Genomic DNA, 13,095 nt, shown 5'->3' on the forward strand with positions numbered 1-13,095 from the left:
GTGTTCAGTCCTCCGTTTGGGTAGCCGGCGGGTACGCCACGTACGCGAAATGCTCCGAGTCCGGCGACCAACTGTTGACGTTGAGCGTACCTTGGCCGCCGAACAGCGGCCATGTGTGCAGCGGAGTTTTCCAGTCACCTGTGGAGACGAGTACGACGGCGACAGGCAGGTCTGCGGGGTGGCCCTGCGTTCCGCTGGGGAACCGGATGTAGGAGGCATACTGCCCGTCCGGGGAAAGATGGGGGAACCAGTCCACCGTTTTGGATTCGAGGAGTTGCTCGAAGCCGGTCCCGTCCACCCGGATGCGGGCGAGTTGGGCATGGCCGGGCTCGGTGCTGAAGGATTCCGTGTTCAGGTACAGCCACTTCCCGTCGGGCGAGTATTCCGGCCCGTCGCAGTGGCCCTCTCCAACGTTGACGCGGGCGGGAGCACCGCCGTCGGACGCTATGGTCATGAGGCGGCCCGGCTGCCTGAAGTCCCCGCCCCCGATTCCCACGTACGCCAACTCCGCCCCGTCCGGGCTGACACCGTGGAGGAAATGGAAGGAACCGTCATCCGGGGTGATGCGCTGGGCATGGCCGCCGGTGAGCGGAGCCCTGTAGATGTGGCCGTCGTTGGCGGAGAGGAAGATGCTTTCGCCGTCGGGCGCGAGGACGTGATCGTTGTTCAGGTCAGGGATACCGCCGAGGGGGATTTCGATCAGGGTGCCGGAAGTTATGTCCAACCGCCAAAGTTTCCCGTCCCCGTTGAGGATCAGGGACCGGCCATCCAGGGTCCAGTTGGGGGCTTCCAGGAGGATGCGGTGGGTGCTGTAAAGCAGCGTGGATTCGCCGGTCACTGACGCGATCCGCACCTGGCACTGTTGACCGGATTGCAGGGTGCGGATCACGTCGGACGGCTCCTAGTCTTTGCTGCTGAAGGCGGCGTCGAAGCTGGTTTGGGAGGCGGGGAAGTCGAACTTCTTGAGGGCTGCGAGGGCTTCGGGGGCGCCGTGGAGGCGGTCCATGCCGGCGTCTTCCCATTCGACGGAGATGGGTCCGTTGTAGCCGATCGCGGACAGGGCGCGGAATGAGGCTTCCCAGGGCACGTCACCGCGTCCGGCGGAGACGAAGTCCCAGCCGCGGCGCGGGTCGCCCCAGGCAAGGTGGGAGCCGAGGACGGTGTTGCGGCCGGTTTGGCGGACCTTGGTGTCCTTGCAGTCCACATGATAGATCCGGTCCTTGAAGTCCCAGATGAAGGAGACGGGGTCGATTCCTTGCCACATCATGTGGGAGGGGTCCCAGTTCAGGCCGAACGCTTCGCGGTGGCCGATCGCCTTCAGCGTGCGGACGGTGGTCCAGTAGTCGTAGGCGATCTCGGAGGGGTGGACTTCGTGGGCGAAGCGGATGCCGTTTTCGTCGAAGACGTCCAGGATGGGGTTCCACCGGTCGGCGAAGTCCTGGTAGCCGGCGTCGATGACCTTCTCGGGGACGGGTGGGAACATGGCGACGTATTGCCAGATGGAGGAGCCGGTGAAGCCGACCACGGTGTCCACGCCGAGGGCTTTGGCGAGGCGGGCGGTGTGTTTCATTTCTTCGGCGGCGCGTTGGCGGACGCCTTCGGGTTCCCCGTCGCCCCACACTTTGGAGCCGACGATGGCTTCGTGGCGGAAGTCGATGGGGTCATCGCAGACGGCCTGGCCTTTGAGGTGGTTGGAGATGGCCCAGACTTTGAGGTTGTACTTGTCCAGGAGTTCGAGTTTGGACTCGACGTAGCCGGGTTCGTCCCAACGCCAGGCGTCGAGGTGGTCTCCGGAGACGGCGATTTCCAGGCCGTCGTAGCCCCAGCCCGAGGCGAGCTTGGCGACTTCCTCGAGGGGGAGGTCGGCCCACTGGCCGGTGAACAGGGTGTACGGGCGGGGCATGTCAGGCTCCTTCGGTTGCGTGTGCGGATTCGTTGGTGTTGGACAGTTGAATCAGTGAGCTTTTGGCGGCCGCGGACTCTTCGATGGCGGCCAGGATGTGCTGGACGTTGAGGCCTTCCTCGAAGGATGGCGATGGCTCGCTGCCCTCGCTGATGGCCTGCAGGAAGTCCCGGATCTGGTGGGTGAAGGTGTGTTCCCAGCCGATGATGTGACCCTGCGGCCACCACGCTTCAAGGTACGGGTGCTCGGGTTCGTTGACCAGGATCCTGCGGAAACCCTGTTCCCGGACCGGGACGGTGGCGTCCAGGAAGCCGAGCTCGTTCAGCGCTTCCAGGTCGAACAGGATCGTGCCCTTGTCGCCGTAGATTTCGAGCTTGAGGGAGTTCTTCTGCCCCGTGGCTACGCGGGAGACTTCCACCGAGGCGATTGCTCCGGAGGTGAGGGTCAACGTGGCCCAGGCGGCGTCGTCGACCGTTACTTGTTCCGGGCCGTCCGCCCCGGGGCGGTGGTCCACGAAGGTGTGCAGGCGGCCGGTGACCTCGGTGACGTCCTCGCCCAGGAGGAAGAGGACCTGGTCGATGGCGTGGGAGGCGATGTCGCCGAGGGCACCGGAGCCGGCGGTTTCCTTCCGGAGCCGCCAGGTCATGGGGGACCGGGCGTCTGAGAGCCAGTCCTGCAGGTACGCGGCCCGGACGTGGCGGACGGTGCCGAGCCGGCCCTCGGCGATGAGCTCCTTGGCGAGGGCGAGCGCGGGGACGCGGCGGTAGTTGAAACCGATCATGGACTGGACGCCGCGCTTGCGTGCCTTGGCTGCGGCAGCAGTCATGGCTTCGGCCTCGGCGAGGGTGTTGGCCAGTGGTTTCTCCACCAGCACGTGCTTGCCGGCTTCCAGCGCTGCGATGGCGATTTCTGCGTGCATCCAGCCCGGTGCGCAGATATCGATGATGTCGATGTCTTCCCGGTCGATGACATCGCGCCAGTCCGTGGCGGACTCGGCCCAGCCGTACTTGGCGGCCGCTTCGGCCACCTGGACGGGGTCGCGGCCCACGAGCACTGCCTGTTCCACCGCCGGGACGTCGAAGAAACTGGCCACGTTCCGCCACGCATTCGAGTGGGCCTTCCCCATGAAGGCGTAGCCGATCGCTGCCACCCGCAAAGGGGCGGCCGGCTGTCGGGACGAGTGGGTGGGGGTGGTCATGGTCTGGGTCCTCGCTGATTCTTCAGGGGTCGTTAAAGCGTGGCTGTTGTGGGGTTCCAGTCCTCGGGAAGTGTTGCCGAGGAGGGGGCGTTGCTGGCGACTTCCACAAAGGTGCCCGACTCCACGGACTCGGCAATCGAGACCATGGTGTCCAGCACGTGGTATGCGAGCTCACCGGTGGCACGGTGAGGTTCTCCGGAGCGGAGGGAACGGGCCATGTCCAGCACACCCATGCCGCGGCCGTTGGCCGGGCCGGTGGCCGGGATGATTTCCGGTTCTTCTGCTCCGGGGCGCCAGAGCTTGAGGTCGCCGTCGAAGTAGTTCGGATCCGGCAGGGAAAGGGTCGCCTCCGAACCGGTGATTTCCACGAATCCCATCCGCTGGCGCGGGGACTCGAAGGAGAAGACGCTGTGGCTGGACTGCCCGCCTTCGAACTGCGCCATCGCGGACACATGCGTGGGCACCTCGACGGCGAACTCCTCACCTGCCTTGGGCCCGGAACCGATGACGCGGGTGGCCTTGGCCGCTGACCCGACCGCGGCCACCTTCCGCACCGATCCGAAGGTCTGCACCAGGGCGGTCAAATAGTACGGCCCCATGTCGAACAACGGACCCGCGCCGTGCTGGAACAGGAACGCCGGATTCGGATGCCAGCTTTCCGGCCCGGGGGTCTGGAACGTGGTCATCCCGGTCAGCGGCGCGCCGATGTCACCACGTTCGATGATCCGGCGTGCGGTCTGCAAGCCCGCGCCCAGGAACGTATCCGGCGCCGTACCCAGGCGGATACCTGCGGCGTCCGCGGCCTTGAGCAGCCCCAGGCCGGATTCGCGGTCCAGGGAGATCGGCTTCTCCGTCCAGACATGCTTGCCGGCTTTGACTGCGGCCGTCGCGACCTCCACGTGCGCCGCCGGGATGGTCAGGTTGACGATGATTTCGACATCGGGATGGTTCAGCGCCAGCTCCGGGGCGCCGAACTCCGCGATGCCGTATTCCTTGGCCCGCGCCTCGGCGGCCTCAACGAACAGGTCGGCGATGACATGGACCGTCAGGTCCGGGAACGTGGTGAGGTTGTCCAGGTACTGCTTGGAGATATTGCCCGCGCCGATGACGGCAACGCCCACCGGGCCCCTGCGTGTGGATGGTGTGGTGGTCATGCCCGTGCCTCCCCGGAAGCGGTTCCTTCCGCGGCCTGTACGCTGGCTGCGGCCGTCAGGAACCTGAGGCTCTCGGCGATGCCTTCAAAGACATCCCCCGAGTAGTCGTCGAACTCAACAACTCCCACTTCCAGGGAGGTGGCCGCAGCGATCACATCCAGCACGGGGATGGTTCCCTTTCCGGCCGGCTGCTGGGCCTTGGTATCCGTGGTGGCGGGTCCGTCCTTGATATGGATGAGCCGCACCCGGTCACCCAGGCGGGTCAACAGTTCAACGGGGTCCTGCCCGCCGACGGCTACCCAATAGGTATCCACTTCCAGGACCACTTCGGGGTCCAGGAGGGTTTCGAAGTACTCCAGGGCGGTTTGTCCCTCGATGGTTGACTCCAGCTCCCAGGCGTGGTTGTGGTACCCCACGCGGATGCCGCATTCGGCGCCCTTCTTTGCGGCGGCGTTGAGCGTGGCCGCGGTGGACTGGATGTCTTCGGCGTCCTGCCAGTGCTCTGCCGGAAGGAAGGGATCGATCACCGTGGTGATGCCCAGCTCCTTGGCGGCCGCGAAGATCTCATCCTGGTCCTGGCTGAGCAGCGGCGCGTGGCCGGAAGGGGCGGTGATGCCGTTCTCCTTCAGGGCCGCACCCAGCTCCGGCGCGAGGGCCACGAAGTTGTACGGCTCAACCTGGGTATAACCGATGTCTGCGACCCGCCGGATGGTGCCGGGCAGGTCTTCGGCAATCGCATCCCTCAGGGTGTAGAGCTGGAGTGAGTAGGACATGGGATTCCTTCCACGTAGCGCATCGTTGACAGTGATGCTGGACTGGTCAGGTTGCTGTGGTTCGTCACTTAACAGTCAACCTACTTCACTGCCCCGGAGGACAGGCCTGCCACCAAATGTTTTTGGACCAGGATGAAACCAATCAGCACGGGAAGGCTGACCACCACGGAGGCAGCCATGAGCTGGTTCCAGAAAACGTCCGACTCGCTGGCATAGGCCTTGAGCCCCAAGGACAGTGTCTTGGTGGCTTCGTTCGTCAGGACCGAGGCGAACAGCACTTCGCCCCACGCCGAGATGAACGAGTACACGGCCACGGCGATGATGCCGGGTTTGGCTACCGGCAGGATGACCCGGAACAGTGCACCCATCCGGCCGGTGCCGTCAATCATCGACGCCTCTTCCAGTTCCTTGGGAATGGAGGCGAAATATCCGCTCAGCATCCAGATCGCGAAAGGCAGCGTGAACGTCATGTAGGTGATGATGAGCCCCAGGTAGGAGCCCTGCAGCTGGAGGCCGGTCATGTTCCGGATCTGCGTGAAAATCAGGTACAGCGGCAGGAGGAACAGGATACCGGGGAACATCTGCGTGGAGAGGACCGTCAAGCTGAAGACACGCTTGCCCTTGAACGGCAGGCGGGCGATCGCGTAGGCGGCCAGGACGGCGACGGTCACGGAACAGGCGGTGGCGCAGATCGTGATGATGAGGCTGTTCTGGAAGTACTTCGCCAGGGGAACCGTGGTCCAGATATCCAGATACGGGGCCAGGGTGATCTCGCGCGGAATCCACTGGAAGAGCCCGGCGACGTCCTTGAGCGGCTTGATCGAGGTGGACACCACTACATAGAGGGGGATTGCCACCCAGAGGGAGAGGATGGTCAGGACGATATTGCGCAGGATCCGGAATTTGCGGGTCTCAATCATTGTCGGCTCCCTTGGGCAGGACCATGCGGATGTAGAAGGCGGATGCGATGAACAGGGCAATCAGCAGCAGGACGCTCATGGCGCCGCCCAGGCCGAAGTTCCAGCTTCCAAAGGAGTTCTGGTAGATCAGCGGCGAGATCAGCGTGGCTTCCTTGGGTGATGATGCGCCGAACAGGACAAAGGGGATGTTGAACTGGTTGAACGTCCACAGGGACATCACCATGAGCAGCACGCCGTTGGCCGGGCGGACCATGGGCAAGGTGATGCTCTTGAACTGCTGCCACAGGCTGGCGCCGTCGATCGCCGCGGCCTCGTAGACGTCGTTGGGGACGTTTTGCAGGGCAGCCATCAGCATCAGGAACGCGAAGGGCCAGAGCTGCCACACGTTCACCACCACCATGGCGCCGAAGGAGTTCTCGCCCAGCAGCCAGAACGGGCGTTCGTCGCCGAACAGGCGGAAGGTGTCCACCAGGATCTGGTTCACTGCGCCGTCGCGCTGGTTGAACATGAAGGCCCAGGCAATGGTTCCCACATAGGCCGGAAGTGCGTACGGGACCAGGAAGAAGGTCCGCAGCAGTCCGCGGCCCTTGAAGTTGGAGGAAAGGAAGACCGCGCCGGCCATGCCGAGCACCCACGAGCAGCCGACCACCAGCACGGTGTAGCCCAGCGTGCGGCCTACCGTGCCGAAGAATGCCTGGCCGATGGTGCTGTCCGGATTCAGTCCGTTGATGAAGTTCTGCAGCCCTACGAAGGGGGCGTTGAGCCAGTTGGTCAGGTTGAGCTGGGTCAGGGAAATGAAGGCGATCCAGATGCCCAGGAGCATCGGTCCGATGTGGATCAGAAGTTCGAGGACCGCCGCGGGGACGATCAGGCCGTAGGGGAGGAAGGAACGGCGGCGCTTGCGGACCACCGGTGTGCCGGCCGCCTTGGACGGGCCGGGCTCAGGATCGTGCGCAGCCGGGCTGCCTGCAGCGGCTGGTCCGCTGTCCAATGCTGAATGTGACATGGAAACTCCTTGGCCGGAGCGGGGGTGCCGTGTTCCGGTGGCACCCCCGCACGCTGGGCCTGGTTACTGGGCCGCGGCCATCTGGTTGTTGGCGTCCTTGAGGGCCGCCCGGATGTCGTCCTCGGAAACAGTTCCGGTAGCGGCCTTGGCAAAGAGGTTCTTGATGGCCGTGCCGGTCAGGGTTTCCATCTGTCCCTCTTTGGCAATGAGGGGCATGGGCAGGGAGTGGTTGGCCAGCGCGTCGTTCTTGGCCTTGACTTCGTCGGTCTGGAAAGCGGCGTCTGTGGACGCAGCCGTCACCACCGGGAGGGAGGAGTAGGCCTTGTTGAGGGCTACCTGCTCTTCGTCGCTGGTAAGGAAGCCGGCCAGCTTGATGGCGTTCGCCGTGTTGTCGCTGTTCTTGAAGACGCTGAGGTTGATTCCGGCTACGTGGCTCTGCGTGGCCCGGTCGCCGGTGGCGTCGGCGGTCATCATCGGGACCGGAGCTACGCCCCAGTCCTTGAAATCGCGTGCAGCGAAGTTCTTCAACGGGCTTTGGTCGAACATCATGGCGGCCTTGCCGTTGATGAGGTTGTCCACCTTTTGGCTGCCCTGGCTAAGTTCAGCGTCCGACGGCGACATCACCTTGTGCGTGGCCATCAGGTCCACGAACTGCTTGACGCCTTCAACCTGGGGGTCGCTGTCAAAGGTCGGCTTGCCTTCGGAATCGAACAGGGTGCCGCCGTTCTGCAGGCCACGGACGAAGGCCTGGTGCGAGTTGGCGGACACCGAAGCGCCCGCCGCGGTGAAGCCCCACTGGTCCGGCTTGCCATCGCCGTTGGTGTCCTTGGTCAGCTTCTTGGCAGTCTCGACGAATTCGTCCCAGGTGGCGGGGGCCTTCTCGATGCCGGCTTCCTTGAACATCTTCGTGTTGTAGTACATGTTGTAGGCCAGGCCGTAGAGCGGGACCGACGTGGGGGTCTTGCCCTCGGCGCCACCGGTGGACCAGCTGGTCTTCAGGAAGCGGTCCTTGCCTCCCACGGCTTCCAGCAGTTCCCCTTCCACCGGCTCAAAGGCTCCGGTCTCCTGCAGCGTCACGGCCCAGGTGTTGCCGATGTTGAGGACGTCCGGGCCATCGCCGCTGGTCACCGCGGTGAGGATGCGGTTGTAGAGGTCCGTCCAGCTGATCACTTCCAGCTGGACCTTGACGCCGGTCTTCTCGGTGAAGCGGTCCAGCGACGGCTTCAACTTGGCGGCGGTGTCGTCAAGGCTGTTGCCCTGGTCCGATGCCCAGTAGGTGATGGTGTCGCTGCTTGCCTGCGGGCTGCTGCCGCCGCCACAGGCACTGAGCGTGAGGGCCATGGCGGTTGTCGCAGCCAGGGCAGAGAGTACTTTCATGGGATTTTTCATGGTGCTCCGGTTTTCTCGTCGTCGAGCTGGCACAGATGGTGGGTCAGGACAGTGTTGAAGCGGAGGGGTCCCAGTCCTCGGGCAGGGCAGGGACCTTGGATGCAGAACTCTCCACATCCACGAACGCGCGGTTGTCGATCGACTCCGAGATGGACGCCATGGTGTCGAGGATGTGGTAGGCCAGCTCTCCCTGGGCCCGGTGTTCGCGGCCTTCACGGATGGCCCGGGCCATCTCCAGCACACCGGCACCGCGGCTTGCCGTGGATCCGACCGAGGGGACCACCGTCCAGTCGTCCGATCCCAAAGCGCAGATGCGGACATCGCCGTCGAAGTTGTTCGGGTCCGGGAAGGCGATAGTGGCCTCTGATCCGGTGATTTCCACGAAGCCGGCGCGCTTGAGGGGGGAGTCGAAGCTGAAAATGCTCTGCGCCGATTCGCCGTTCTCAAACTGCAGGATGGAGCTGACGTGCGTGGGTACGGTGACGTCAAAGACTTCCCCCGCCTTGGGGCCGGAGCCGATGACGCGGGTTTCGCGCGACTTCGAACCGAAAGCGGCTACCCGGCGGATGCTGCCGAACGTCTGCACCAGGGTGGTCAGGTAGTAGGGGCCAATGTCGAACAGCGGACCCGCGCCGTCCTGGAACAGGAAGGCCGGGTTCGGGTGCCAGGACTCGGGACCCGGGGACTGCATGAGGGTCAGGGCGGTCAGCGGGGTGCCGATGTCGCCGCGTTCGATCATCCGGCGGGCTGTCTGCAGGCCGGCTCCCAGGAAAGTGTCCGGCGCGCAGCCCAGCCGGACGCCCGCGGCGTCGGCCGCTTTCAGCAGGCCGATTCCGCTTTCGCGGTCCAGGGAGAAGGGCTTTTCGCTCCAGACGTGCTTGCCGGCGTTCACGGCCTGGGTGGCTACCTCCACGTGGGCAGCCGGGATGGTCAGGTTGATGACGATCTCGACGTCGGGGTTCCCCAGTACCGCTTCAATGCCGCCGTGGTGGGGGATGCCGTACTCGGCAGCCCGGCTTGCCGCCGCCTCTTCGAAGAGGTCGGCGATTGCCACCACCCTGACATCGGGAAAGCTGGTGAGGTTGTCGAGGTACTGCTTGCTGATGACGCCTGCCCCGATGATGCCAACGCCAACGGGACCCGTTCCCTGGGCTTCCAATGCCGCACCTGCTGCGTGGCTCATGCGGACACCTTCCCGGCGGAGAGGTAGTTGTAGCTGTCCTGGACGGCCTGGAACATGTCGCCCTGGAAGTCGTCCAGTTCCACAACGCCTGCTTCCAGGGAGGTGGCTGCGGCCAGGACGTCCTGGATGGCCATCTTTCCGTCGCCTACCGCGAGTTGGGCGGAGGGGTCCGGAGTGAGGGGCCCGTCCTTGATATGGATGAACTTGACCCTGCCTCCGAGCCGCGCCAGGAGTTGTGCAGGGTCCTGCCCTCCGACTGCGGCCCAGTAAGTGTCGAGCTCCAGGATGACGTCCGGATCCAGGTGGTCCGCCAGGTGTTCCAGGGCGGTTTTGTCATCGATGACCGACTCAACTTCCCACCAGTGGTTGTGGTAGCCCACCCGGACGCCGTAACCGGCACCCTTCCTGGCTGCTTCGTTCAACTGCCGGGCCGTTTCCTTGATGTCCTCGATCGTGTTCCAGCGCTCGATCGGCACGTGCGGATCGATGACGGTGCCGATTCCCAGATCCTGCGCAGCGGCGAAGATGGCGTCCTGGTCGTCGCTGAGCAGAGGGGCATGGCCGGACGGGGCGGTGAGGTTGTTTGCCGCCAGCGCCTGCTTGAGCTCGGCGGCCTTGGCGACAAAGCGGTAGGGCTCAACCATGGTGAAGCCGATGTCCGCCAGCCGGCGGATGGTTCCAGCGAGATCCTCTTCAAGGGCCTTTCGGACCGTGTAGAGCTGGATCGAATATGACACTGTCTCTCCTCGTCGTTGTGGAATGAGGGTGATTCATAGGGGTGATGCGCGGCATTGATGCGCGTGATGTGGTGCTGCTCACAACCTATGGGGACTTTTGTCGAGCGTCAAGCAAAAGGTGAAAATTAATCGACATACTTTTGGTGCATGACACTCATAAGCAATCGTGCTTCACTAAGTCCATGACCTCAGCCCCGGGTACCCAGGCCGGAAAAGATGCGGCCGCGCCGGAAGCCGCGAATCTCTCGCGTGCCGGGGATCTCTTCCAACTTCTTCGGGACGGCCAGGCCCGCACCCGCGCCGAACTCGCGCTGACCACCGGCCTCGCCCGCTCCACCGTCGCCTCCCGCATTGATGCCCTCATCAGCTCCGGACTGGTGGGACCCGCAGGTGAGGCGAGCTCCAGCGGCGGCAGGCCGCCGTCGCGCTTTGCCTTCAACCCGGCAGCCCGCGTGGTCCTGGCCGTCGACGTCGGGGCCACCCACGTGATCGTCGCTGTGACGGACCTCGGCGGCAGCATCCTCGCTGAGCGCCGCCTGAAGCAGGACGTCTCAGACGGTCCGGAAGCAGTCCTGGGCCGCGTCATCTCTGCGGGCAAGGAACTGCTGGCCGAGGCCGGCCGCCACCCGGGCGACCTCGCCGGGATCGGCATCGGACTTCCCGGACCGGTGGAACATGACACCGGGCGTCCGGTGAAGCCGCCCATCATGCCGGGGTGGGACGGGTTCGACGTCGTCCCTTACGTCCAGCGCTCACTGCCCGTTCCGGTGCTGGTGGACAACGACGTCAACATCATGGCGCTTGGTGAACGTACCGCCTACTGGCCGGACCACCGCAACTTCCTCTTCGTCAAAGTGGCCACGGGCATTGGTGCGGGCATCATCAGCAACGGCGAACTGCAGCGCGGAGCCAATGGAACCGCGGGCGACCTCGGCCACGTCCGTGTCCCGCGCGGCGACGACGTCCTCTGCCGCTGCGGCAACTACGGGTGCCTTGAAGCGCTCGCCTCAGGTCCCGCCGTCGCCGGTCAACTCAAGGCACAAGGGCTGGAAGCCGCCACGGGCACCGACGTCCTGCGGCTCGTCGACGAAGGAAACCTGCAAGCCATCCAGGCTTTGCGCCAGGCGGGGCGGGACGTCGGCGATGTCCTGGCCACGGTGGTGAACCTGCTGAATCCCTCCATGATCATCATCGGCGGCAGCGTGGGGGAGGCCGGCGAACACCTGGTGGCAGGGATCCGCGAGGTGGTCTACCGGCGTTCACTGCCGCTGGCCACCACGCACCTGCGGATCGGCATCTCCATGGCGGGCGATCGTTCCGCGATCCTCGGTGCGAGCCAGATGGTCACGCAGCATGTGTTGTCACCGGCCGTGATCGAAGCCACGCTGCAGGCCGCCGGATAAGACCGGGCTCCGGCGCTTCCCAGGTGCGCAGGCGTGATAGCAATGAAGGTGATGAAAACGCTTCCTGCTCCAGTCCTGCCTCCCCGATGAGTCAATTCCTTGCCAAAGTCCCGCGGAGCTGGTTGATCCTTGCCTGCATCGGCCTTATTGCCCTCAACATGCGCGGACCGTTCGTGGCGGTGGCGCCCGTGGTGGAGTCCCTGCGGCGGGATCTTGGCTTTTCGCCCGTGGAACTGGGATTGCTGACCGGCATCCCGGTGCTGTGCTTCTCGCTGGCCTCGCCGCTGGCATCCTTGGCCGGGCGTCGTTTCGGGGCCGAGTTCGCCGTGATGCTGACGCTGCTGGGTGTGCTGGCCGGCGTCGTTATCCGGTCCAGCGGCGGTGGTGTTCCCGTGATGGTGGGCACCGTCCTGATCGGGGTAGCCATCACGATCGGCAACATCGCCGTCCCGCTGATCATCCGGCGCGACTTTGCGCCGCGCCGGCAGGCCACGGCCATGGGTGTCTACACGGCTGCGCTCAACATCGGTTCCTTCCTCACATCGGTAGCCACGGCGCCCTTGGCCGAACTGGTGGGGTGGCGGTTGTCTCTGGCTGCAAGCGCGTTGCTGGCACTGGCTGCAATCGTGTTCTGGATACCCACCGTGGGAGCGCGCCGGGCGCTTGTCCCGGCACCCGTTCCACCTCCGGCGCCTGCGGCTCCCGGAAAGACCCGCGGCGTGGCCTGGCTGGTGGCGGGATTGACCATCGGGTTCGCGGGCCAGGCGTTCTCCTACTACGGGGTCACCGCGTGGCTGCCGAGCTTCCTGTCCGACGAACTCGCCATGGGAACCGCCGAGGCCGGAGCGGGATCGTCGCTGTTCCAGATCTTCGCGATTGTGGGTGGTCTGGGCGTGCCGCTGCTGGCCCGCTTTTCCAGCACGACGACGGTCGCGGTCACTTTGAGTGCGTTATGGCTGACGGTTCCCGTTGGCCTGTTGTTGGCCCCGGGCTGGTGGTGGCTGTGGTCCTCGCTGGGCGGCATTGCCCAGGGGGGTGGCATCACGGTCATCTTCATCGCCGTCATCAAGTTCGCGCACTCGCAGGCGGCTGCCGGGAAGATGTCGGCCGTGGTGCAGGGTGTGGGGTATTGCTTTGCGGCACTGGCTCCGACCATTGTGGGCTACGTGCATGACGCTTCCGGCGGCTGGACTGTTCCCTTGCTGGTGATCCTTGGTTCGGTGCTGGCTTTTTGCGTCTGCACAACACTGTCCGTCCGCTGGGTTTCCCGCCAAGGAAGGTGAGCCGCCACGCGGGGTGAGCCAGCCGCGCGGGCAGTGTGCCGCCGTCGTACGCACCCAAGTAGGTCGCAGTTAATCGCCTTTTGAAGGCTCAAAAAGCGCTTAACAGCGAACAGGTTTGGTGATGTTTACGGTGCATGGCTGCCATA

At 64.7% G+C, this 13,095-nt stretch carries 12 protein-coding genes; 2 read left to right on the forward strand and 10 right to left on the reverse strand.

Annotated elements, in window-relative coordinates; all coding sequences use genetic code 11:
• Positions 1–4: 4 nt before the first annotated feature.
• From ACSVIE_RS19370 to ACSVIE_RS19415, 10 genes are all read right to left on the reverse strand, one after another.
• Complete coding sequence (locus tag ACSVIE_RS19370) at positions 5–889, reverse strand: TolB family protein (protein ID WP_442424892.1); 885 nt, start codon at positions 887–889, stop codon at positions 5–7.
• 12 nt (positions 890–901) lie between these two features.
• On the reverse strand, positions 902–1,903 hold the full coding sequence (locus ACSVIE_RS19375; RefSeq protein ID WP_442424893.1) for a sugar phosphate isomerase/epimerase family protein: 1,002 nt from the start codon (positions 1,901–1,903) through the stop codon (positions 902–904).
• 1 nt (position 1,904) lies between these two features.
• Positions 1,905–3,101: a Gfo/Idh/MocA family protein gene (locus ACSVIE_RS19380; RefSeq protein WP_442424894.1), complete on the reverse strand. Its 1,197-nt coding sequence runs from the start codon at positions 3,099–3,101 to the stop codon at positions 1,905–1,907.
• Between the two features lie 32 nt (positions 3,102–3,133).
• The gene (locus tag ACSVIE_RS19385; RefSeq protein ID WP_442424895.1) at positions 3,134–4,255 is read right to left on the reverse strand and encodes a Gfo/Idh/MocA family protein; all 1,122 of its coding nucleotides are present in this window, start codon (positions 4,253–4,255) and stop codon (positions 3,134–3,136) included.
• Positions 4,252–5,028: a sugar phosphate isomerase/epimerase family protein gene (locus tag ACSVIE_RS19390; protein ID WP_442424896.1), complete on the reverse strand. Its 777-nt coding sequence runs from the start codon at positions 5,026–5,028 to the stop codon at positions 4,252–4,254. Before ACSVIE_RS19390 ends, ACSVIE_RS19385 begins: the two co-directional genes overlap by 4 nt.
• 80 nt (positions 5,029–5,108) lie before the next feature.
• A complete protein-coding gene (locus ACSVIE_RS19395; RefSeq protein WP_442424897.1) occupies positions 5,109–5,948 on the reverse strand; it encodes a carbohydrate ABC transporter permease in 840 nt (279 codons plus the stop codon).
• Positions 5,941–6,954, reverse strand: a complete 1,014-nt coding sequence (locus ACSVIE_RS19400; protein WP_442424898.1) for a carbohydrate ABC transporter permease — start codon at positions 6,952–6,954, stop codon at positions 5,941–5,943. The genes ACSVIE_RS19395 and ACSVIE_RS19400 overlap by 8 nt, the downstream gene beginning before the upstream one ends.
• A 63-nt stretch (positions 6,955–7,017) precedes the next feature.
• Positions 7,018–8,331 (reverse strand): ABC transporter substrate-binding protein, encoded by a 1,314-nt coding sequence (locus ACSVIE_RS19405; protein WP_442424899.1) that lies wholly within the window; start codon positions 8,329–8,331, stop codon positions 7,018–7,020.
• Between the two features lie 55 nt (positions 8,332–8,386).
• Positions 8,387–9,526 (reverse strand): Gfo/Idh/MocA family protein, encoded by a 1,140-nt coding sequence (locus ACSVIE_RS19410; RefSeq protein ID WP_442424900.1) that lies wholly within the window; start codon positions 9,524–9,526, stop codon positions 8,387–8,389.
• On the reverse strand, positions 9,523–10,263 hold the full coding sequence (locus tag ACSVIE_RS19415; protein ID WP_442424901.1) for a sugar phosphate isomerase/epimerase family protein: 741 nt from the start codon (positions 10,261–10,263) through the stop codon (positions 9,523–9,525). The genes ACSVIE_RS19410 and ACSVIE_RS19415 overlap by 4 nt, the downstream gene beginning before the upstream one ends.
• 182 nt (positions 10,264–10,445) lie before the next feature.
• Here ACSVIE_RS19415 and ACSVIE_RS19420 point away from each other — a divergent pair, with 182 nt between their 5' ends.
• Together ACSVIE_RS19420 and ACSVIE_RS19425 are read left to right on the forward strand one after the other, a co-directional pair.
• Positions 10,446–11,666: an ROK family transcriptional regulator gene (locus tag ACSVIE_RS19420; RefSeq protein WP_442424902.1), complete on the forward strand. Its 1,221-nt coding sequence runs from the start codon at positions 10,446–10,448 to the stop codon at positions 11,664–11,666.
• Between the two features lie 86 nt (positions 11,667–11,752).
• On the forward strand, positions 11,753–12,949 hold the full coding sequence (locus ACSVIE_RS19425; RefSeq protein ID WP_442424903.1) for an MFS transporter: 1,197 nt from the start codon (positions 11,753–11,755) through the stop codon (positions 12,947–12,949).
• The last annotated feature ends 146 nt before the right edge of the window (positions 12,950–13,095 follow it).

Origin of the sequence: Paenarthrobacter sp. NCHU4564, from assembly GCF_052156435.1 — a bacterium.
Lineage (GTDB): Bacteria > Actinomycetota > Actinomycetes > Actinomycetales > Micrococcaceae > Arthrobacter.

Bases quoted from the DNA above. Each gene is read 5' to 3' on its own strand.
- ACSVIE_RS19375 (WP_442424893.1), bottom strand. From the start codon at position 1,903: ATGCCCCGCCCGTACACCCTGTTCACCGGCCAGTGGGCCGACCTCCCC.
- ACSVIE_RS19380 (WP_442424894.1), bottom strand. From the start codon at position 3,101: ATGACCACCCCCACCCACTCGTCCCGACAGCCGGCCGCCCCTTTGCGG.
- ACSVIE_RS19385 (WP_442424895.1), bottom strand. From the start codon at position 4,255: ATGACCACCACACCATCCACACGCAGGGGCCCGGTGGGCGTTGCCGTC.
- ACSVIE_RS19390 (WP_442424896.1), bottom strand. From the start codon at position 5,028: ATGTCCTACTCACTCCAGCTCTACACCCTGAGGGATGCGATTGCCGAA.
- ACSVIE_RS19395 (WP_442424897.1), bottom strand. From the start codon at position 5,948: ATGATTGAGACCCGCAAATTCCGGATCCTGCGCAATATCGTCCTGACC.
- ACSVIE_RS19400 (WP_442424898.1), bottom strand. From the start codon at position 6,954: ATGTCACATTCAGCATTGGACAGCGGACCAGCCGCTGCAGGCAGCCCG.
- ACSVIE_RS19405 (WP_442424899.1), bottom strand. From the start codon at position 8,331: ATGAAAGTACTCTCTGCCCTGGCTGCGACAACCGCCATGGCCCTCACG.
- ACSVIE_RS19410 (WP_442424900.1), bottom strand. From the start codon at position 9,526: ATGAGCCACGCAGCAGGTGCGGCATTGGAAGCCCAGGGAACGGGTCCC.
- ACSVIE_RS19420 (WP_442424902.1), top strand. From the start codon at position 10,446: ATGACCTCAGCCCCGGGTACCCAGGCCGGAAAAGATGCGGCCGCGCCG.
- ACSVIE_RS19425 (WP_442424903.1), top strand. From the start codon at position 11,753: ATGAGTCAATTCCTTGCCAAAGTCCCGCGGAGCTGGTTGATCCTTGCC.